We start from the raw sequence: 20,347 nt of genomic DNA on the forward strand, positions 1-20,347 counted from the left end.
CCTTTTACTGGATGAACTTCCATGCTGTATACTTGCCCAATAGATGCAGCATAACCCGACACCCGGAGGTCGCATGGCACGCCCCCTCACCCAGCGCCAGCAGAACGTCTACGACTTCATCGTCAAGACCATCCACGAGCTCGGCTACCCCCCGACCCGCGCCGAGATCGCCCGTGCCCTGGGCTTCCGCTCTCCCAACGCCGCCGAGGAGCACCTGCGCGCCCTGGAGCGCAAGGGCGTGATCCGCATGATGGCCGGCACCTCCCGCGGTATCCGCCTGCCGGCCCTGGAGCAGGAGGCGGAGGCCGAGGAAGCCCCCTCCCCGGGCCTGCCGATCATCGGCGAGGTGGCCGCCGGCAGCCCGGTCCTGGCCGCCGAGCACATCGACCGCTACTGCCCCCTGCCTCCCGAGTACTTCACCCCCCGGGCCGACTACCTGCTCAAGGTACGCGGCCTGTCCATGAAGGACGTGGGCATCCTGGAGGGCGATCTGCTGGCGGTGCATCGTACCGATCGGGTCCGCGACGGCCAGATCGTGGTGGCGCGCCTGGAGGACGAGGTCACCGTGAAGCGCTTCCAGCGCCAGGGGCATCGCGTCACCCTGCTGGCCGAGAACCCCGATTTCGCGCCCATCGAGGTGGACCTGCGCCATGAGCCGCTGGAGATCGAGGGCATCGGGGTGGGCCTGATCCGCGGCGGCAATGGCCAGGCTCTCAGCTAATCGCAAGATCCTCCACGCCGACTGCGACTGCTTCTTTGCGGCGGTGGAGATGCGCGACGATCCCGCCTTGCGCGACATCCCGCTGGCCATCGGGGGCAGCGTCGCGCGGCGCGGGGTCATCGCCACCTGCAACTACCCGGCGCGGGCCTTCGGCATCCATTCGGCGATGCCCACGGCCCGCGCCCTGCGCCTCTGTCCGCACCTGACCCTGCTGCCCGGTGACTTCGACAAGTACCGCGAGGTATCGCGCCGGCTCCAGGCGGTCTTCCACGAGCTGACGCCGCTGGTGGAACCGCTCTCCCTGGACGAGGCCTTCCTCGACGTCACCGGGGCCGAGCGCTTCTCGGGCAGCGCCACCTGGATGGCCCGCTGGCTCAAGGCGGAGTGCCTGGCGCGCACCGGCATCACCGTCTCGGTGGGCGTGGCACCGACCAAGTTCCTGGCCAAGATCGCCAGCGACTGGGACAAGCCCGATGGCCTCACGGTGATCCCCCCGGCGCGGGTCGACGACTTCCTGCTGGACCTGCCCGTCAAGAAACTCCATGGCGTGGGGCCGGCCACCGGCGCCTGCCTGGACGCCCTGGGCATCGCCACCTGCGAGCAGTTGCGCCAGGTGCCGCTGGAGCGGCTGGTGGAGGAGTTCGGCAAGTTCGGCCGGCGGCTCTTCGAGCTTGCCCGGGGCATCGACGAGCGCCCGGTGAAGGTGGAACGGGAGCGCAAGTCGATCAGCGTGGAGACTACCTTCGCCCGCGACCTGCCCGACCTGGCGAGCTGCCGCGAGGCCCTGGCGCCGCTCTGCGAACGGCTCGAGGAGCGCCTGGCCCGCCATGGACACCCCGCCCTCTCCGGCCTGCTCGTGAAGGTGCGCTTCGACGACTTCAGCCTCACCACCCTGGAGAGCCGGGGGCTGGCGCCCGACCCGCAGAGCTTCGCCCGGCTGCTCGAGCAGGCCTGGCAACGTGGCCGACGCCCGGTGCGCCTGCTGGGGGTCGGCGCCAGGCTGGTCCCGGCCGACGAGCGTCGCCAGCTCAGTCTGCCGTTCTAACCAGCACCACTGGCTCATTATTGTAGGAGGGCAACTTGTTGCGCGACTGGAGGCCGCAGGCCTCCCGGCGGGGATCTCCCGAGCGACGATGACACCGCCGGGCGCCTTATGGCGCCAATCGCGCAGCGGAGCTGCCCTCCTGCTTACGGGGTCAATCGCGCAGCGGAGCCGGAACGCCGGACCGATCCTTCCTACACTTTGTAGTTCGACGCACACCCCGCCGACCAAAGTGCAAGCCCCATGGGACGGGGCTCGCTTAACATTGTCGACAGTCTCGCGTAGAATCGCGACCACTCGAGACGGGGGCTTCGCACCCCTGTTCCACGCGCCAGAGGCTTGTTCCGGCGGCGCTTTCGCCGGTTCGCGACACTCTGGCCCCACTAGCAATGAGGGCCCTACCGTGCTTGAAGCCTACCGCCAACATGTCGAGGAGCGTGCCGCCGAGGGCGTGCCGCCGAAGCCGTTGAATGCCGAGCAGGTCGCCGCCCTGGTCGAGCTGCTGAAGAACCCGCCGGCCGGCGAGGAGGAGTTCATCCTCGACCTGCTCACCAATCGCGTTCCGCCCGGCGTCGACGAGGCCGCCTACGTGAAGGCCGGTTTCCTCACCGCCATCGCCAAGGGCGAGGCCGCCTCGCCGCTGATCGACAAGATCCACGCGGTCAAGCTGCTGGGCACCATGCAGGGCGGCTACAACATCGTCTCCCTGGTCGAGCTGCTCGACGACACCGAGCTCGCCAAGGAAGTGGGCGAGCAGCTCAAGCACACCCTGCTGATGTTCGACGCCTTCCACGACGTGGAGGAGCGGGCCAAGGCGGGCAACGCCGTGGCCAAGGACGTCATCCAGTCCTGGGCCGACGCCGAGTGGTTCCTGGCCAAGCCGGCGCTGGAAGAGAAGATCACCCTCAGCGTCTTCAAGGTACCCGGCGAGACCAACACCGACGACCTCTCCCCCGCCCCGGATGCCTGGTCACGCCCCGATATCCCGGTGCACGCCAACGCCATGCTCAAGAACGAGCGTGACGACATCGAGCCCGAGGAGCCCGGCGTCAAGGGCCCGCTCAAGCAGATCGAGGCGGTGAAGGCCAAGGGCTTCCCGGTCGCCTACGTGGGCGACGTGGTCGGCACCGGCTCCTCGCGCAAGTCCGCCACCAACTCCGTGCTGTGGTTCTTCGGCGACGACATCCCCAACGTGCCCAACAAGCGCGCCGGGGGGTTCTGCTTCGGCGGCAAGATCGCGCCGATCTTCTTCAACACCATGGAAGATTCCGGCGCGCTGCCCGTGGAGATGGACGTCTCCAAGCTCGAGATGGGCGACGTCATCGACGTCTACCCCTACGCAGGCAAGGTGTGCAAGCACGACACCGACGAGGTGCTGACCACCTTCGAGCTCAAGACCCAGTTGATCCTCGACGAGGTGCGCGCCGGCGGCCGCATCCCGCTGATCATCGGCCGCGGCCTGACCACCAAGGCGCGCGAGTCCCTGGGCCTGCCCGCCTCCGACGTCTTCCGCCTGCCCGAGCAGCCGGTCGATACCGGCAAGGGCTACACCCTGGGCCAGAAGATGGTCGGCAAGGCCTGCGGCCTGGAGGGCGTGCGCCCGGGCATGTACTGCGAGCCCAAGATGACCACCGTGGGCTCCCAGGACACCACCGGCCCGATGACCCGCGACGAGCTCAAGGACCTGGCCTGCCTGGGCTTCCAGGCCGACCTGGTGATGCAGTCCTTCTGTCACACCGCCGCCTACCCGAAGCCGGTGGACGTGGACACCCACCACACCCTGCCCGACTTCATCATGAACCGTGGCGGCGTCTCGCTGCGTCCCGGCGACGGCATCATCCACAGCTGGCTGAACCGCATGCTGCTGCCCGACACCGTGGGCACCGGCGGCGACTCCCACACCCGCTTCCCGCTGGGCATCTCCTTCCCGGCCGGTTCCGGCCTGGTGGCCTTCGCCGCGGCCACCGGCGTGATGCCGCTGGATATGCCGGAATCGGTGCTGGTGCGCTTCAAGGGCCAGCGCAAGCCGGGCGTCACCCTGCGTGACCTGGTCCACGCCATCCCCTACTACGCCATCCAGAAGGGGCTGCTGACCGTCGAGAAGTCGGGCAAGAAGAACGCCTTCTCCGGCCGCGTGCTGGAGATCGAGGGCCTCGAGGACCTCACCGTCGAGCAGGCCTTCGAGCTCTCCGACGCCTCCGCCGAGCGCAGTGCCGCGGGCTGCACCATCACCCTGTCCGAAGACAGCGTGAGCGAGTACCTGAAGTCCAACATCACCCTGCTCAAGTGGATGATCGCCAACGGCTATGGCGATGCGCGCACCATCGAGCGCCGCATCCAGGGCATGGAGGAGTGGCTGGCCGACCCGAGCCTGATGCGCGCCGACCAGGACGCCGAGTACGCCGAGGTGATCGAGATCGACCTCGACGAGCTCGACCAGCCGGTGCTGTGCGCCCCCAACGACCCCGACGACGCCCGCCTGCTCTCCGAGGTGGCCGGCGAGAAGATCGACGAGGTGTTCATCGGCTCGTGCATGACCAACATCGGCCACTTCCGCGCCGCGGGCAAGCTGCTCGAGAAGCAGCCGGCCGGCAGCCTGAAGACCAAGCTGTGGCTGGCGCCGCCCACCAAGATGGACCAGCACCAGCTCACCGAGGAGGGCTACTACGGCATCTATGGCCGCGCCGGGGCGCGCATGGAGATGCCGGGCTGCTCGCTGTGCATGGGCAACCAGGCCCGCGTGGCGGCCAAGAGCACCGTGGTCTCCACCTCCACCCGCAACTTCCCCAACCGCCTGGGCGACGGCGCCAACGTCTACCTCGCCTCGGCGGAGCTGGCGGCCGTGGCCGCCGTGGAGGGTCGCCTGCCCAGCGTCGACGAGTATCGTCGCTACATGAGCGAGTTCGACGCCATGGCCGGCGAGATCTATCGTTACATGAACTTCCACGAGATCGAGGAGTATCAGAAGGCCGCTTCCAACGTGATTCCCGTCTCCCAGGAAGCCTGATACCCCGGGTTCTGATAGAATCAGGTTCGACTCCGATGCTCGCAACATCGAAGGCCGCCGTCCGCGGCGGCCGGAGCCGATGACCGAAGCGCCCCCCGGGGCGCTTTTTTTGGTTCTTCGCCGATCGGCGTGCAACCGTATTGTAGGAGGCCAACTCTGTTGGGCGATTGGAGGCCACAGGCCTCCGGCGGGGGCAGCCGACACCTGGCAACACCGCTAGGCGCCTGACGGCGCCAGTCGCGCAGCGGAGTCGAGGCGTCGAACCGTGCCCTCCTACCGACAGGTTTCACGCCAAAGTGCGATGAACCTTTTTTTGGGCCCTCCTACACCCATCGCCCAACCAACCGAGTTGCCCTCCTACATCAACGGGAGTCGCGTTAGGATAGACGCCCATTCCCTGCGCCAAAGGAGCACGCCATGAACCAGGACGCCTTCCAGCACAGCATCCGCAAGCTGCTCAAGACGGTGGGGGTCACCACCCAGCAGCGCATCGAGCAGGCCGTCCAGGAGGCCCTCGACGAGGGGCGCCTGCAGGGCGACGAATCGCTTCCGGCCAGCGTGCGCGTGCAGGTGAACGGGCTCGACCTGGACCTCACCTTCGAGGAGGACATCACGCTTGAGTGACGTCATTCTCGTCGAGGGGCTCGGCAAGACCTACGCCGGCGGCTTCCAGGCGCTGAACGACGTCGACCTGGCGATCCGGCGCGGCGAGATCTTCGCCCTGCTGGGCCCCAACGGCGCCGGCAAGACCACCCTGATCAGCGTGATCTGCGGCTTGGTCAATCCCACCGCGGGCCGGGTGCTGGTCGACGGCTTCGACAGCGTCCGCGAGTTCCGCGAGGCCCGGGCACGCATCGGCCTGGTGCCCCAGGAGCTGACCAACGACGCCTTCGTCACGGTATGGGACACGGTGAGCTTCAGCCGTGGCCTGTTCGGCAAGCCCCGGGATCCGGTCCACATCGAGAGGGTGCTGCGTTCGCTGTCGCTGTGGGACAAGCGCCACAACCGGCTGATGACGCTCTCCGGCGGCATGAAGCGCCGGGTGCTGATCGCCAAGGCCCTGGCCCATGAGCCGGAGATCCTGTTCCTCGACGAGCCTACCGCCGGGGTCGACGTGGAGCTTCGCCGCGACATGTGGGAGGTGGTGCGCGGGCTGCGCGACAACGGGGTGACCATCATCCTCACCACCCACTACATCGAGGAGGCCGAGGAGATGGCGGATCGCATCGGGGTGATCCGCCGCGGCGAGCTGGTGCTGGTGGAGGAGAAACACGCCCTGATGCGCCAGCTGGGCCGCAAGGAGCTGACCCTGCACCTGCGCGAGCCCCTGGAGGCGGTGCCCGCCGCCCTGGCCCATCACGACCTGAGCCTGGCCGAGGAGGGCCATGCGCTGGTCTACCGCTACGATGCCGAGGCCCGCGACGACGACCCGACCGGCATCGCCGAGTTGCTGGCCGACCTGGAGGCGACCGGCATCGGCTTCAAGGACCTGCATACCCGCCAGAGCTCCCTGGAGGAGATCTTCGTCAGCCTGGTCAAGGAGACCGCTTGATGAGCCTGGAGTCCGTGAAGACCCTCTACCGCGCCGAGATGGCCCGCAGCCTGCGCACCGTGCTGCAGAGCATCGTCTCGCCGGTGATCTCCACCTCGCTCTACTTCGTGGTATTCGGCGCCGCCATCGGCACCCGCATCAGCGAGGTGGAGGGCGTCAGCTACGGCGCCTTCATCGTGCCGGGCCTGATCATGCTGATGCTGCTGACCCAGAGCGTCTCCAACGCCTCCTTCGGGATCTTCTTCCCGCGCTTCTCGGGCACCATCTACGAGATCCTCTCGTCGCCCATGTCCTACTGGGAGATCGTCCTCGGCTACGTGGGGGCGGCGGCCAGCAAGTCGCTGATCCTGGGGACCATCGTGCTGGTCACCGCGCGCCTGTTCGTGCCCTACGGCATCGACCACCCGCTGATGATGGTGCTCTTCCTGGTGCTCACCGCGGTGACCTTCAGCCTGCTGGGGTTCATCATCGGCATCTGGGCAGACGGCTTCGAGCGGCTGCAGCTGGTACCGCTGCTGGTGATCACCCCGCTGACCTTCCTCGGCGGCACCTTCTACTCCATCGACATGCTGCCGCCCTTCTGGCAGGTGGTGACCCTGGCCAACCCGGTGGTCTACCTGGTCAGCGGCTTCCGCTGGAGCTTCTACGGCATCAGCGACGTCAGCCCCCTGGTGAGCCTGGGCATGATCCTGCTGTTCCTGGCCGCGGCCCTGGCGGTGGTGGCCTGGATCTTCCGCACCGGCTATCGGCTCAAGCCCTAGGCGGGTATCATGCCCGCCCCGTTCCCGACGACGGAGCCGTCATGCCGATCCTCAATGCCATCGTCCATCGCATCGACAAGCCCAGCGACCAGCCGGCCCGGCTGGTGCCCGCCGACGCCGCCCTGCCCGCCTCGGATACCCTCGACGCCCTGCTCGAGGGGCTGACCCGCGCCTACCACGCCAAGGGCAAGGCCTGGGGACACTTCGCCGAACCCGGCAGCGAGGCGGCCTCGCCGCTGGCCGCGGAGCTCGCCGACCACCTGGCGGGCGAGCGCGACTTCGTCGCCTTCACCCGCGGCGTGGCCGAGCGCGTCACCGCCCTGGTGGACGCCCACCTCTCGCTCTCCGGCGAGCTGCTGTTCCTCGACACCCGCTTCGGCGACGCCCGCTTCCTGACCCTGGCGCTGCTGCACCACCGCGAGGGCTTCGGGGTGGACGACGCGCGCGCCGTGGTCCCGGCCCGCCAGCTCAACCTGGCCCAGATGAGCCTGGCGGCGCGCATCGACCTCGCTCAGTGGCAGGCCGGGGGCGACTCGAAGCAGTACCTCTCCTGGGTCCGCGACCGCGGCGGCAAGGCGCTCGCCGAGGGCTTCGCCGCCCTGCTGGGCGCGGTGGAGGGGGTCGACGCCAGCGGCGAGACCCGCACCCTGCTCAAGGCCTTCAGCGACTACGTGGAGCACGAGGACCTGCCGGAGGAGGCCAGCCGCGAGAAGACCGAGACGCTGATCGACTACGCCAGCGACCAGGCCAGCCGCGGCGAGCCGATCACCCTGGAGGAGCTCTCGGAGCTGCTCGACGAGCAGGAGCCCAAGGCGTTCTTTGATCATATCCGCAACGCCGACTACGGCCTGTCGCCGGAGATCCCGCCGGACCGCAAGGCGCTGAACCAGTTCCGCCGCTTCACCGGTCGCGCCGGCGGGGTGTCGATCAGCTTCGACTCCCACCTGCTGGGCTCCAGCGTGGAGTACGACGAGGACGCCGACCGCTTGATCATCAAGCAGGTGCCCAAGCAACTGAAGGAACAGCTCAGGCGTCAAGGCTGAAAATGATCACCCCCGTCCATCGCGAGGACCTGGCTGTTTTCATGCTCCGCCGATGACATGTTTAATACAACAAGCTCTTGTTTTTAATATTAAAAATGCTCTTCGTAGGAAATAGCTTACCCGCCACGTAGGCGATACCGTGCATTTGCGAAAACCCACTGGCCAGCACCCGCTTTCCCGGCCAAGCTTGCCCTGACGTGCAGCAGGGCAAGCTTGCACGACGCCCCCCGAGAAACATTCGTCATGTCGGCTGCAGCCAGCCGATGACACAGGTCCGAGGCGAGCGGTATGGAAAGCAGCGCAGGGAATTCCATAAGGCTGAACTGGCAGGCCGAGTTTGCGGATCCGGAGCGCGAGTCGCTCTACCGGCGCATCAGCCTCGCCTACGAGGCCTGCCAGCTGCGTTTCGCGCTCTACATCGCCGCCGGCATGTACCTCGCCTTCATCCTCGCCGACTACGGCGTGCTGGGCGACGGCGCCGCCTTCCAGGCCTTGCTGCTGATGCGGCTGACCGTGGTGACCGCCTGCCTGGTGCTGTTGACGGCCGTGTGGCGCAACCCGGCCATGGCCCAGCGTCCGCTGGCCATCACCGCCGTCTGCTTGCTCGGGATCACCTGCCTGCTGCTGACGATCCCCTTGCGCCCGGAGCCCGAGGGCATGCATATCGCCGCCCTGATCGTGGCCAGCATGGCGCTCTACCTGTTCATCCCCAATCGCCCCGTCTGGATGCTGGCCGCCAACGCCTACCTGCTGCTGGGGTTTCTGGTGATTACCTTGGCCTGGGCACCGATCTCGGGCGTGCTCATGGCCTCCAGCCTGGCGCTGCTGGCCTTCGTGAACCTGCTGGGCTGGCTGACCAACACCCGGCTGAACCGACTCAAGCGCGAGCAGTTCGCCCTGCTCCTCGAGGAACGCTCCACCAACCGCAGGCTCAAGCGGGAAATCGAGGAAAGAGTCGCCCTCGAGTCGCAGCTCCGCGACCTCGCCTGCACCGATGAGCTGACCGGTGTCGCCAACCGTCGTCATTTCTTCGAACTGGCCGAACATGAGCTCAGGCACGCCCGCCGGGACGGCACTCCCCTGGCGCTCTGCATGGTCGACGTCGACCACTTCAAGTCACTCAACGACCACCATGGCCATGCGGCAGGCGACATGGTCCTGCGCACGATCGCCGGCTGCTGCCAGGCCGTGCTGAGGGAGTCCGACGTCCTGGGCCGCTATGGCGGGGAGGAATTCGTGATCGCCCTGCCACTCGCCGACCTGAACACCGCCGCGGCCATCGGCGAGCGACTGCGACGCCGGATCGGTGACCTGTGTCTGCCGATCCTCGAGGGGGGGCCAGCCCTCACCGTGAGTATCGGGATCAGCCGGGTCGAGGCGGGGGAAGCGACGCTCGAGCCGGCCCTGCTGCGTGCCGACCAGGCCCTCTACGCGGGCAAGGCGCGGGGCCGGAACTGCGTCGTGGTGGCGGCCCGCCCGACCGGGATCACCCCCCGGGTGCCAAACCACGGGCCCCTGGGGGTGCACGAACCACCGCCGCCCCACGCCCCTCTGGGAGCCTGACGGCCCCCTCGACGCCCGGCCGGCGCATCGCGCACACTGGTGGGATAACCGCTTCCCGAGAGCCCGATGACCCCCTCACCCCACCCCCGTGTGCTGCTGCGCCTGCTCACCCTGTTGCGCCCCTATCGGGGCCGGCTGGTGCTGGCCGGCATGGCCCTGCTGGTCGCCGCCGCGAGCGTGCTGCTGCTCGGCCAGGGGCTGCGCCTGGTGATCGACCAGGGCTTCCTCGCCGACGACCGCGGCGGCCTGCACCGTGGCCTGCTCGCGATGCTGCTGGTGGTGGCGGTGCTGGCCGGGGCCTCGGCGCTGCGCTACTACCTGGTGACCTGGATCGGCGAACGGCTGGCCGCGGACCTGCGCCGGCGCGTCTTCGACCACCTGCTGACCCTGGAGCCCGCCTACTTCGAGGTCAGCCCCGTCGAGGGCGGCGGCGGCGCCGGCGAGATCGCCTCGCGTCTCACCGCCGACACCAGCGTGCTGCAGAGCCTGTTCGGCTCCTCGGTGTCGCTGGCGCTGCGCAACCTGCTGATGCTGGTGGGAGCGGTGATGCTGATGGTGGTGACCCAGCCCTGGCTGTCGGCCATCGTCCTGCTGGGCATTCCCGCCACCGTGCTGCCGATCCGCTGGTTCGGCCGTCGGGTCCGACGCCTGTCGCGCACCAGCCAGGATCGGGTGGCGGAACTGGGGCGCTACGCCGGCGAGGCGCTCACCGGCATCCGCACCGTCCAGGCCTTCCACCACGAACCCGCCGCCCGCCGCGACTACGGCGCCCGGGTCGAGGACGCCTTCGCCAGTGCCGTGGCCCGCACCCGCCAGCGCGCCTGGCTGACCGGCATCGCCATGCTGCTGGTCTTCGCCGCCGTGGGGCTGATGCTGTGGCAGGGTGGCCACGCCGTGCTGGCCGGCACCATGAGCTCCGGCGAGCTGGCGGCCTTCGTCTTCTATGCGGTGCTCGCCGCCGGCGCCGTGGGCACCCTGGCCGAGGTGGCCGGCGACGTGCAGCGTGCCGCCGGGGCCGCCGAACGCCTGCTGGAGCTGCTCGACGCCCGCCCGCGCATCCGCGCCCCGGCCACGCCCGTGCCGCTGCCGACGCCGGTGGCCGGCGAGCTGCGCCTGGAGGACGTCACCTTCACCTATCCGGGCCGCGAGACGCCCGCCCTCGCCGGGGTGGACCTGCGGATCCGTCCCGGCGAGCGGGTGGCCATCGTCGGGCCCTCCGGGGCCGGCAAGAGCACCCTGTTCACCCTGCTGCTGCGCTTCCATGACCCCGAGCGAGGCCGCCTGACCCTGGACGGCATCGACCTGCGCGACCTGGATCCGACCGAGCTGCGCGCCACCCTGGGGCTGGTCGCCCAGGAGCCGGTGCTGTTCACCGGCAGCGCCGCCGACAACCTGCGCTACGGCAGGCCCGATGCCACCGCGGAGGAACTGCGCGCCGCGGCCCGCGACGCCAATGCCCTGGCCTTCCTCGACGCCCTGCCCCAGGGCCTCGACACCCCGCTCGGCCCCGGCGGCGTGCAGCTCTCCGGCGGCCAGCGCCAACGCCTGGCCATCGCCCGGGCGCTGCTCAAGGATCCCCGGATCCTGCTGCTCGACGAGGCCACCAGCGCCCTGGACGCCGAGAGCGAACGCCTGGTCCAGCAGGCCCTGGATCGCCTGATGGCGAGCCGCACCAGCCTGGTGATCGCCCACCGGCTGGCCACCGTGGTGGCCGCCGACCGCCTGCTGGTATTGGACGAGGGCCGCCTGGTGGCCGCCGGCCGCCACGACGAGCTGATGGTCGATAGCCCGCTCTACCGCCACCTGGCGGAGCTGCAGTTCGGACGCCGGCGTGCCGTCCCCGAGGATAGCGCCTGAGCCTGGGTCGGGATCAGAACAGCCCCAGCTGGCGGTCGATGATCGCGGTGAAGTCGTCATCGATGAAGGGCAGGATGGCATCGGCCACCGGTTGCAGCTGACGGGTCAGGTAGTGGTGGGTGTCGATGGGCGAGCGCAGCGCCTCCAGGGGCTCCGGGCCGGCGGTGGTGATCACGTAACGGATCCAGCCGCCGTTCCGGTAGCGGCGCGGACGCCCCAGCCGCTGGTTGGCCTCGTCGGCCAGGCGCGCCGCCCGCACGTGGGGCGGCACGTTGTGCCGGTAGTCGTCGAGGCGCCGGCGCAGCCGCTTGCGGTAGACCAACCGCTCGTCGAACTCGCCGGTCAGGCCGTCACGCACATAGGCGCGGACATAGTCGCGATAGGGCTCGCCGCGGAAGACCCGCCGGTAGAGCTCCTGCTGGAACTGCTGGGCCAGCGGCGTCCAGTCGCTGCGCACCGTCTCCATGCCCTTGAACACCACCCGCTCCTCCCCCGAGGCATCGCGCACCAGGCCGGCGTAGCGCTTCTTGCTGCCCGCCTCGGTGCCGCGGATGGTGGGCATCAGGAAGCGCCGGTAGTGGGTCTCGAACTGCAGCTCCAGGGCGCTTGTGAGGCCGTATTCCGCCGCCAGGTGCTCGCGCCACCAGGCGTTGACCCGGGCCGCCAGGTGTCGCCCGATGGCCTCGGCCTCCGCCTCGTCGTGGACGCGGCCGAGCCACACGAAGGTAGAGTCGGTGTCGCCGTAGATAACGGTATACCCCTCGGCCTCGATCAGCTCGCGGGTGCGGCGCATGATGGCATGGCCGCGCATGGTGATCGACGAGGCCAGGCGCGCATCGAAGAAGCGGCAGCCCTTTGATCCCAGCACCCCGTAGAAGCTGTTCATGATGATCTTCAGCGCCTGGGAGAGCGGTGCGTTGCCGGCCCGCTTGGCGGCCTCGCGCCCGGCCCACACGCGCTCGACGATGGCCGGCAGGGCGTGGCGGGTGCGCGAGAAGCGCGCGCCGCGGAAGCCGGGCACCGAGGCGGCGTCCGAGGAATCGGCCAGGCCCTCCACCAGCCCCGCGGGGTCGATCAGGAAGCTGCGGATGATCGCGGGGTAGAGGCTCTTGAAGTCGAGCACCAGCACCGAGTCGTAGAGCCCGGGGCGGGAGTCCATGACGAAGCCGCCGGGGCTCTCGGCGGGCTCGCCCTCGCCCAGGTTGGGCGCCACCTGGCCAAGGCGATGCAGGCGCGGCAGGTAGAGGTGGGTGAAGGCGGCCACCGAGCCGCCGCTGCGGTCGGCGGCCAGGCCGGTGACGGTGGCCCGCTCGAGCAGGAAGTCGGTGAGCTCGGTCGCCGCGAAGATGCGCGTGACCAGCTCGCAGTCCTTGAGGTTGTAGCGGGCCAGGGCCGGCTTGTCCTCGGCGAACATGCGCAGGATGTCGTCCAGGCGCCGGTCGGGGTCGTCGATGGCCTTGCCCTCGCCCAGCAGCGCCCGGGCCACGCTCTCCAGGGCGAAGGAGGGAAAGCTCCAGGTGGCCGAGCGCAACGCCTCGATGCCGTCGACGATCAGCCGACCGGGGGCCGAGGCGAAGCAGCGCTCGGGCGACTGGCCCGGGGCGCGCCACTCCAGCGCCTCGCCGCCGCGCCCCAGGCGCAACGGCACGCCGAGGCGCTGGGCATGCTCGTGCAGCAGGCGCAGGTCGAACTGCACCAGGTTCCAGCCGATGATGGCGTCGGGATCATGCTCGGCGAACCAGGCGTTGAGCCGCTCCAGCAGTTCACGACGGCTATCGCAGTAGGCGAGGTCGAAATCAAGCTCCTGCGCTTTGCCATTGGCCGGCCCCAGCATATAGACCTGGCGCTGGCCACACCCCTCCAGCGCGATGGAGAACAGCTCGCCCCGGGCGCTGGTCTCGATGTCCAGCGAACAGAGCCGGAGCCGGGGGCGGTAGTCCGGCGCCGGCTTGAGATGGGCCTCCAGCAGCCCACCCGCCCCGTCGCTCTCGCCGCTCACCCACACCGGCGCGGTGATGAAGCGCTCCATCAGGTAACGCTCGGGCGGCCGGATATCGGCCTCGTACACCGCCACGCCCGCCGCCTCGAGACGCCGCGCCAGGGCCAACAACTGCCGGTAGTGCTGGCAGTAGAGGCCCACCACCGGGCGGCGCTGGAAGTCGTGCAGCGCGAGCCCACGCAGCTCGGCGCCGGCCTCGCCGGCGAGCACCGCCTCGGCGAGCCGGCGCTGCTCCGCCGGCAGGAAGGCCACGGGAGTCTGCACCGGCAGGGTGGCGCGCAGCGGCCCCTCGTCGGTGGCCAGCCACACCACCACCCGCTTGCCCTCGGGGGCATCATGCCAGTGCCGGGTGAGAAGGAAGCCCTGCCGTGAGTTCACCGCCCTGTCCCTGCCCACATTCACGCTACTCGACTCGCCGGCAGGGCCCCTCACACCTTCCAGGGCAACGGCGGCGGCATCAGCCGCTCGCCCGGCCATTGGGGGATCGAGCCGAAGCGCTCGCTGCCGATCTCCCAGTCGCGCTGGGCCACGGCGATCTCGGCCTTGCTGTGGCCCACGAAGTTCCACCAGATCAGGATCTCCTCGTCGAGGGGTTCGCCGCCGATCAGGATGGCGCGGCCGCCGGCCGGCAGGTCCAGGGTCACGCCGTCCCGGCCGCGGCCCAGGTAGGCCAGTTCGTTGGTGGCGAAGCCGTCGCCCTCGATCCCGAGCTCTCCCTCCAGGGGCAGGACGCCGTATTCGAAGTCGGGGCGCAGCGCCAGGGTCAGCGACGCCGCCTCGGCGGCGGCCAGGTCCACGCCGACCAGCGGCGAGAAGGCCAGGGTCGGCGCCCGCTGGCCGGCGAACTCGCCGATCAGCAGGGTCAGGGCGACGCCGGCCTGCTCCCAGCACGGCAGGGTGGCGTAGTGGTCGAAGCGTGAAGTGGTATCGCGGTGGGCCTCCGGCAGGGCGATCCACAGCTGGGCGGCGTGCAGCTGGTCGGAACCGGGCATCGACTGCTCGGTGTGGCTGATGCCGTGTCCCGCCGTCATCAGGTTGACCTGGCCGGGCCGGATCACCTGCTCGTGGCCCAGGCTGTCGCGGTGCAGCACCTCGCCCTCGATCATCCAGGTGAAGGTCTGCAGGCCGATGTGCGGATGGGGGCCGACCTGCATGCCGGCGCCGTCGCCCTTGAAGACCGAGGGGCCGGCGTGATCCAGGAAGCACCAGGCGCCCACCAGGCGCCGCTGGCGGGTGGGCAGCACGCGGTTGATGGGAATCCCGCCCACCTCGGCGCTGCGCGCAGCGATGTGCTGTACCTGGCGCCGGCCGTCGACGACCGGGCAATCCAACGACGAGGAGAGGCTCGTCTCCTTCACCAGGTTGCTCATGGCGTTCTCCTTCGATGGACGCTGGACATGCCCCCAGCATAGGCCGCAAGCCGACGCCAAGGCCATGGGCCAGCGGTCACGGGCGGCCGGGCCCCATGCCGTAACGGCATGGGAGCGTCGATACCGCAGCGCAGCATCGCGTGCTATAAGAAGCTTGTCCTCCCTTCCTTGGCCCCTCCAGGAACCACCACCATGCCCACCGGCTGCCCTGCCCCTGCCTGGCCACGGATCCCCCGCCGGCCGGGCGTTCTGTCGTCCGCCTGTCTCGCGTTGCTGCTCGCCAGCCCGATGGCCCATGCCGCCACCGGCAGCCTCGACCTGACCGGTTCGCTGGCCGGGGTGGCGGCGGTCACCCTGTTCGTCCTCGCCTATGCACTGGTCATGGGCGAGGAGAAGCTGCAGATGCGCAAGTCCAAGCCGGTGCTGGTCGCCGCCGGCCTGATCTGGGCGCTGATCGGCTGGGTCTATGTCCAGGCGGGCATGCCCGAGGAGTCCGAGCACGCCTTCCGCGAGACCCTGCTCGAGTTCACCGAGCTGATGCTCTTCCTGCTGGTGGCGATGACCTACATCAACGCCCTGGAGGAGCGCCGCGTCTTCGACGCCCTGCGCGCCTGGATGGTGCACAAGGGATTCAGCTACCGCCAGCTGTTCTGGCTCACCGGCGGCCTGGCCTTCGTGATCTCCCCGGTGGCCGACAACCTGACCACCGCCATGCTGATGTGCGCCGTGGTCATCAAGGTGGCCGAGGGCGACAGGCACTTCATCAACCTGGCCTGCATCAACATCGTGGTCGCCGCCAATGCCGGCGGCGCCTTCAGCCCCTTCGGCGACATCACCACCCTGATGGTCTGGCAGGCCGGCATGGTGGCCTTCTACGAGTTCTTCGCCCTGCTGGTGCCCTCGCTGGTCAACTTCCTGATCCCGGCGGTGATGATGAGCCTGTTCGTCGGCAACCGCACGCCGGAAGGCATCGAGGAGGCGGTCGAGCTCAAGCGCGGCGCGCGACGCATCATCGCGCTCTTCCTGCTCACCGTGGCCACCGCCGTGGCCTGCCACAGCCTGCTGCACCTGCCACCGGTGCTGGGCATGATGACCGGCCTGGGCTATCTGCAGTTCTTCGGCTACTACCTGCGCCGCAGCCTGCCGCGCTCGCTGGCGCGCAAGCGCGCCCGCTATACCCGGCTCGGCGACGACAAGAAGCTGGCCCAGTTGGGCAGCGTGGTGCCCTTCGACGTCTTCAACCGCGTGGCGCGGGCCGAGTGGGACACCCTGCTGTTCTTCTACGGCGTGGTGATGTGCGTGGGCGGGCTGGGCTTCATGGGCTACCTGGGCCTGCTCTCCGAGGCGCTCTATGGGGGCCTGGATGCCACCTGGGCCAATATCGTCCTGGGCCTGGTGTCGGCGGTGATCGACAACATCCCGGTGATGTTCGCGGTGCTGACCATGCAGCCGGAGATGTCCCACGGCCACTGGCTGCTGATCACCCTCACCGCCGGGGTAGGCGGCAGCCTGCTGTCCATCGGTTCCGCCGCCGGGGTGGCGTTGATGGGTCAGGCCCGCGGCTACTATACCTTCGCCGGCCACCTGCGCTGGACGCCGGTCATCGCCCTGGGCTATGCGGCCAGCATCGCCACCCACCTGTGGCTCAACGCCGGGAGCTTCCGGGTATTCGGGTGAGCACGCCCCGACTTGATGGAAAACCCTTCCACCTGCATGCTGAAGGCTGCCCCCGAGACAGCCTTCCGCTTTCGAGGAGACCCGCATGACCCAACCGCGACTCGGCTTCATCGGCCTCGGCCTGATGGGCGGCCCCATGACCCGCCGCCTGCTCGAGGCCGGCTTCGAGGTGAGCGTCTGGAACCGCACCCCCGAGAAGGCCGAGGGGCTGCGCGCGGCCGGTGCCCGGGTGGCCGGCTCCATCGGCGAGCTGGTGGCGAGCGTGGACCGGGTGATGCTGTGCCTGGCCAACACCGCGGTGGTCGAGGCCGTGGTGTTCGGCGAGGACGGCGTGGCCGCCCACGGGCGCGACGGCCAGACCCTGATCGACTTCTCCAGCAGCGACCCCGAGGCGACCCGCGACTTCGCCGAGCGGCTCCGGCGCGACTGCGGCATGGGCTGGGTCGACTGCCCCGTCTCCGGTGGGGTGGCCGGTGCCCGGGCCGGCACGCTGGTGATGATGGCCGGCGGCGAGGCGGTGGACATCGCGGCCCTCGAACCGTTGCTGGCACCGCTCGCCTCCCGCGTGACGCATATGGGACCGGTAGGAGCCGGCCAGGTCACCAAGGTCTGCAACCAGATGGTGGTGGGCTGCCAGGCGGCGGTGATCGCTGAGATGGTGGCGCTGGCGGAATCCAGCGGCGTCGACGCCACGCGGCTCACCGAGGCGCTGGCCGGCGGCTTCGCCGACTCCACGCCCTTCCGGATGCTGACCCCGCGCATGGCGGCCGCCGACTACGCCGACCCGCCCTGGCACCTGCGCACCCTGCTCAAGGACCTGGACATGGCGGTGACCCAGAGCCGACGCAGCGCCAGCGCCACGCCCATGACCGGCCTGGCCGCCCAGTTGCTGCGCGCCCATGCCGGCCGCGGCCACGCCGAGCACGACCCCGCGACCCTGGTGGAGGCCTACCGCCCCTCTCAGGAGTAGTGCACCGCCAGCCACACGGTGGCCTGCTGCGGGTCCGTCCACTCGACCCGGTGCCGGCAATGCGCCGGGATCGTCAGGTGATCGCCGGGGGCCAGCGCCACGTCGTCGCCCTGCTCGAAGGCGAGCACCGCCCGCCCCTGCAGCACCACCACCCACTCGTGCTGCGGCTGGTCGTACCAGCCCCGTTCCGGCGAGGCGTGGCCGCGCGAGACGATGCGCTCGATCCGAACGTCCTTGCCGCCCGCCAGCTCCTCGAACTGCTCCGCCTCCAGGGAGAGGGGAATCGACGCGAAGAGGTTCTTCATTACGGTCTCCTGACTCCTCGATACTCTGCTTGCCGTTTTTCAAGTCGACACCTAGACTATGCATAAATAGTCCAGGTGTCGACTTATGGATTCTCTCACGGCGCAGCAGGTCTTTCGAACATGGGACCGCCAGGGCCGATACGTCTTCCTGCACCGCGATCTTGCCAAGCTATTTCCAGACGATAGCCCCAAGACACTGCAGGAGGGCATCAACCGCCTGGTGAAGCAAGGCGTGCTGGTGCGCGCCTCCCGGGGCGTCTACGTCAATCCCCACGCCCGCAGCCTGGATGCCTACACGCTCGAGCGCGTGGCCGCGGCGCTCCGGCGTGGAGAATACAACTACGTCAGTCTGGAATCCGCCCTGTCGGAGTATGGTGCCATCTCGCAGGTCCCGATGGATCGCCTGACCGTGATGACCACGGGGCGTCGGGGCACCTGCCGCACCCCCTTTGGCACTATCGAATTCACGCATACCAAACGTCCGGTCCGCGACCTGCTGGCTCGCATGACCGACATCGACCGCCCTCTACGCTTCGCCACCCCCGATGCCGCCTGGGCCGATCTCAAGCGGGTGGGACGCAACGTCCATCTCGTCGATACGGAGGCACTGGATGCGGCTTGAGCCGGAAGACTTCGAAGCCCTGGTAGCACAGGCCATGCAGGTGCCCGGCCATCAGAACATGCGCCCGGTGATCGAGAAGGAGCTCTTGCACTACGACATGCTCTTTGCTCTCGAGCAGGACGGCTTGCTGGACGGTCTCACCTTCCAGGGTGGGACCTCGCTACGCTTGTGCCACGGTGCCTCGCGTTTCAGTGAGGACCTCGATTTCGTCGGAGGTCACCATTTCGCCTCATCCCAGGTCGCGGAGATCAAGCACTGCCTGGAGCACTACATCTCCAGACGTTACCAGTTGGATGTGCTGGTGAAGGAGCCGGCAGAATTGCGACAGGACCCCGACTATGCCGACGTACGCGTCGACAAGTGGCAGCTCGCCATCGTCACGGCACCGGCTCGCCGGGACATACCCAAGCAGCGCATCAAGCTGGACATCGCCAACGTGCCGGCCTACACACGGGAGCCTCGCCCACTGCGGCTCAACTATGACTTCCTGCCGGATGGTTACCGCGACACCCTGGTCATGATGGAGAGCCTCGACGAGATCATGGCGGATAAGCTGGTATCGCTGGTCAACAACCAGCGTTATGTCCGCCACCGAGATATCTGGGACCTCGCCTGGCTGGCTCAACAGGGTGCCGAAGTCGAGATCGGCTTGCTGCACCACAAGCTCGAGGACTATCGAGTCGAAGGCTACCTCGCCAAGGCGAAGCAGCGGCAAGGGCAGCTTGCCTACATCGTACAAGGCCGGCCGTTCCAACAGGAAATGGCGCGCTTCCTGCCTCAGGAAGTCCTGGAGCGCACACTTTACAAGGCCAAGTTCTCCGACTATCTCATCAACACCGTGGCGGAGCTGATCGGCCGAGTGATCCAGCAGTTGTATGACGGTCAGGTATCGGAGCCAGCGCCTCCATTCCAGATGTAGAAGGGCAGGATTTGTCCCCTTCCCCGCCCTTCCGTACACTCGTTTGACTCCCGACCCTTCGACGAACCAGCCGAGGCGCGACCATGGCGTTTGACTCCACTTCCACCTACGTGGCCACCGAGGCCCTCAAGCAGGCGGTGAACGCCGCCGTGACCCTGGAACGGCCGCTGCTGATCAAGGGCGAGCCGGGCACCGGCAAGACGCTGCTCGCCGAGGAGCTGGCCGGCTCGCTGGGCACCCGGCTGCTTACCTGGCACATCAAGTCCTCCACCAAGGCGGCCCAGGGGCTCTACGAGTACGATGCGGTGAGCCGGCTGCGCGACTCCCAGTTGGGCATCGAGGGCGTGGAGAACGTGGCCAACTACATCAAGCCCGGCAAGCTGTGGGAGGCCTTCACCAGCGATGAGCGGGTGGTGCTGCTGATCGACGAGATCGACAAGGCGGACATCGAGTTCCCCAACGACCTGCTCCAGGAGCTGGATCGCATGGAGTTCCACGTCTACGAGACCGGCGAGACCATTCGCGCCCGCCACCGCCCGATCATCGTCATCACCTCCAACAACGAGAAGGAGCTGCCCGACGCCTTCCTGCGCCGCTGCTTCTTCCACTACATCGAGTTCCCCGACCGCGAGACGATGCAGGCCATCGTCGACGTGCACTTCCCGGACATCGCGCCGAAGCTGGTCAGCGAGGCGCTGGAGGTGTTCTTCGAGCTGCGCCAGGCGCCGGGGCTGAAGAAGAAGCCCTCCACCTCGGAGCTGGTGGACTGGCTGAAGCTGCTGATGGCCGACGACCTGGCCCGCGAAGCGCTCTACCACCGCGACCCGGCGAAGGCGATCCCGCCACTGGCCGGGGCACTCGTCAAGAACGAACAGGATACCCAGTTGCTGGAACGGCTGGCGTTCATGATGCGCCGCCAGGCCAATACGAGACGCTGAG

17 protein-coding genes are annotated in these 20,347 nt (G+C 68.7%); 14 read left to right on the top strand and 3 right to left on the bottom strand.

Annotated elements, in window-relative coordinates; genetic code table 11:
- The first annotated feature begins 73 nt into the window (after positions 1-73).
- From lexA to QWY80_RS11575, 9 genes are all read left to right on the top strand, one after another.
- Positions 74-721, top strand: a complete 648-nt coding sequence (lexA, locus tag QWY80_RS11535) for a transcriptional repressor LexA (protein ID WP_290231582.1) — start codon at positions 74-76, stop codon at positions 719-721.
- The gene (dinB, locus tag QWY80_RS11540) at positions 702-1,766 is read left to right on the top strand and encodes a DNA polymerase IV (protein ID WP_290231584.1); all 1,065 of its coding nucleotides are present in this window, start codon (positions 702-704) and stop codon (positions 1,764-1,766) included. Before lexA ends, dinB begins: the two co-directional genes overlap by 20 nt.
- A gap of 400 nt (positions 1,767-2,166) precedes the next feature.
- The gene (acnB, locus tag QWY80_RS11545) at positions 2,167-4,770 is read left to right on the top strand and encodes a bifunctional aconitate hydratase 2/2-methylisocitrate dehydratase (RefSeq protein ID WP_290231586.1); all 2,604 of its coding nucleotides are present in this window, start codon (positions 2,167-2,169) and stop codon (positions 4,768-4,770) included.
- 417 nt (positions 4,771-5,187) lie between these two features.
- Positions 5,188-5,394 (top strand): DUF6494 family protein, encoded by a 207-nt coding sequence (locus QWY80_RS11550; protein ID WP_290231588.1) that lies wholly within the window; start codon positions 5,188-5,190, stop codon positions 5,392-5,394.
- The gene (locus tag QWY80_RS11555; protein WP_290231590.1) at positions 5,387-6,322 is read left to right on the top strand and encodes an ABC transporter ATP-binding protein; all 936 of its coding nucleotides are present in this window, start codon (positions 5,387-5,389) and stop codon (positions 6,320-6,322) included. The genes QWY80_RS11550 and QWY80_RS11555 overlap by 8 nt, the downstream gene beginning before the upstream one ends.
- The gene (locus QWY80_RS11560; RefSeq protein WP_290231593.1) at positions 6,322-7,083 is read left to right on the top strand and encodes an ABC transporter permease; all 762 of its coding nucleotides are present in this window, start codon (positions 6,322-6,324) and stop codon (positions 7,081-7,083) included. The genes QWY80_RS11555 and QWY80_RS11560 overlap by 1 nt, the downstream gene beginning before the upstream one ends.
- Before the next feature lie 41 nt (positions 7,084-7,124).
- Positions 7,125-8,126, top strand: a complete 1,002-nt coding sequence (gene yejK, locus QWY80_RS11565) for a nucleoid-associated protein YejK (RefSeq protein ID WP_290231596.1) — start codon at positions 7,125-7,127, stop codon at positions 8,124-8,126.
- Positions 8,127-8,414: 288 nt separating this feature from the next.
- Positions 8,415-9,689, top strand: a complete 1,275-nt coding sequence (locus QWY80_RS11570; RefSeq protein WP_290231598.1) for a GGDEF domain-containing protein — start codon at positions 8,415-8,417, stop codon at positions 9,687-9,689.
- A 66-nt stretch (positions 9,690-9,755) separates the two neighbouring features.
- Entirely contained in the window at positions 9,756-11,546 is a 1,791-nt protein-coding gene (locus tag QWY80_RS11575) for an ABC transporter transmembrane domain-containing protein (RefSeq protein WP_290231600.1), read from the top strand.
- Between the two features lie 13 nt (positions 11,547-11,559).
- Here the strand turns inward: QWY80_RS11575 and QWY80_RS11580 are convergent, their stop codons facing one another.
- Together QWY80_RS11580 and QWY80_RS11585 are read right to left on the bottom strand one after the other, a co-directional pair.
- Positions 11,560-13,923, bottom strand: coding sequence for a DNA polymerase II (locus QWY80_RS11580; RefSeq protein WP_290231601.1), 2,364 nt, complete (start codon positions 13,921-13,923; stop codon positions 11,560-11,562).
- A gap of 50 nt (positions 13,924-13,973) precedes the next feature.
- The gene (locus tag QWY80_RS11585; RefSeq protein ID WP_290231603.1) at positions 13,974-14,915 is read right to left on the bottom strand and encodes a pirin family protein; all 942 of its coding nucleotides are present in this window, start codon (positions 14,913-14,915) and stop codon (positions 13,974-13,976) included.
- Positions 14,916-15,107: 192 nt separating this feature from the next.
- Here QWY80_RS11585 and nhaD point away from each other — a divergent pair, with 192 nt between their 5' ends.
- Both nhaD and QWY80_RS11595 read left to right on the top strand, forming a co-directional pair.
- Positions 15,108-16,592, top strand: a complete 1,485-nt coding sequence (gene nhaD, locus QWY80_RS11590) for a sodium:proton antiporter NhaD (protein WP_290231606.1) — start codon at positions 15,108-15,110, stop codon at positions 16,590-16,592.
- 46 nt (positions 16,593-16,638) lie between these two features.
- Positions 16,639-17,562: an NAD(P)-dependent oxidoreductase gene (locus QWY80_RS11595; RefSeq protein ID WP_290232574.1), complete on the top strand. Its 924-nt coding sequence runs from the start codon at positions 16,639-16,641 to the stop codon at positions 17,560-17,562.
- On the opposite strand, the gene QWY80_RS11600 is transcribed toward QWY80_RS11595, so the two are convergent.
- The gene (locus QWY80_RS11600; RefSeq protein WP_290231608.1) at positions 17,553-17,867 is read right to left on the bottom strand and encodes a cupin domain-containing protein; all 315 of its coding nucleotides are present in this window, start codon (positions 17,865-17,867) and stop codon (positions 17,553-17,555) included. The two genes, QWY80_RS11595 and QWY80_RS11600, sit on opposite strands and share 10 nt — an antisense overlap.
- A gap of 85 nt (positions 17,868-17,952) precedes the next feature.
- On the opposite strand from QWY80_RS11600, the gene abiEi reads away from it, so the two are divergent.
- From abiEi to QWY80_RS11615, 3 genes are all read left to right on the top strand, one after another.
- Positions 17,953-18,489, top strand: a complete 537-nt coding sequence (gene abiEi / locus QWY80_RS11605) for a type IV toxin-antitoxin system AbiEi family antitoxin (protein ID WP_290231610.1) — start codon at positions 17,953-17,955, stop codon at positions 18,487-18,489.
- Positions 18,479-19,408 (top strand): nucleotidyl transferase AbiEii/AbiGii toxin family protein, encoded by a 930-nt coding sequence (locus QWY80_RS11610; RefSeq protein ID WP_290231613.1) that lies wholly within the window; start codon positions 18,479-18,481, stop codon positions 19,406-19,408. Before abiEi ends, QWY80_RS11610 begins: the two co-directional genes overlap by 11 nt.
- A gap of 83 nt (positions 19,409-19,491) precedes the next feature.
- Positions 19,492-20,346 carry an AAA family ATPase gene (locus tag QWY80_RS11615; RefSeq protein ID WP_290231615.1) on the top strand — a complete coding sequence of 285 codons (855 nt, stop codon included), beginning with the start codon at positions 19,492-19,494 and terminating at the stop codon, positions 20,344-20,346.
- Position 20,347 lies beyond the last annotated feature (1 nt).

It is taken from the genome of Halomonas ramblicola (genome assembly GCF_030409215.1).
GTDB lineage: Bacteria > Pseudomonadota > Gammaproteobacteria > Pseudomonadales > Halomonadaceae > Halomonas > Halomonas ramblicola.

Coding starts and splice junctions, on each gene's coding strand:
- lexA (WP_290231582.1), top strand. CDS start 74: ATGGCACGCCCCCTCACCCAGCGCCAGCAGAACGTCTACGACTTCATC.
- dinB (WP_290231584.1), top strand. CDS start 702: ATGGCCAGGCTCTCAGCTAATCGCAAGATCCTCCACGCCGACTGCGAC.
- QWY80_RS11550 (WP_290231588.1), top strand. CDS start 5,188: ATGAACCAGGACGCCTTCCAGCACAGCATCCGCAAGCTGCTCAAGACG.
- QWY80_RS11560 (WP_290231593.1), top strand. CDS start 6,322: ATGAGCCTGGAGTCCGTGAAGACCCTCTACCGCGCCGAGATGGCCCGC.
- yejK (WP_290231596.1), top strand. CDS start 7,125: ATGCCGATCCTCAATGCCATCGTCCATCGCATCGACAAGCCCAGCGAC.
- QWY80_RS11570 (WP_290231598.1), top strand. CDS start 8,415: ATGGAAAGCAGCGCAGGGAATTCCATAAGGCTGAACTGGCAGGCCGAG.
- QWY80_RS11575 (WP_290231600.1), top strand. CDS start 9,756: ATGACCCCCTCACCCCACCCCCGTGTGCTGCTGCGCCTGCTCACCCTG.
- QWY80_RS11585 (WP_290231603.1), bottom strand. CDS start 14,915: ATGAGCAACCTGGTGAAGGAGACGAGCCTCTCCTCGTCGTTGGATTGC.
- nhaD (WP_290231606.1), top strand. CDS start 15,108: ATGCCCACCGGCTGCCCTGCCCCTGCCTGGCCACGGATCCCCCGCCGG.
- QWY80_RS11600 (WP_290231608.1), bottom strand. CDS start 17,867: ATGAAGAACCTCTTCGCGTCGATTCCCCTCTCCCTGGAGGCGGAGCAG.
- abiEi (WP_290231610.1), top strand. CDS start 17,953: ATGGATTCTCTCACGGCGCAGCAGGTCTTTCGAACATGGGACCGCCAG.
- QWY80_RS11610 (WP_290231613.1), top strand. CDS start 18,479: ATGCGGCTTGAGCCGGAAGACTTCGAAGCCCTGGTAGCACAGGCCATG.
- QWY80_RS11615 (WP_290231615.1), top strand. CDS start 19,492: ATGGCGTTTGACTCCACTTCCACCTACGTGGCCACCGAGGCCCTCAAG.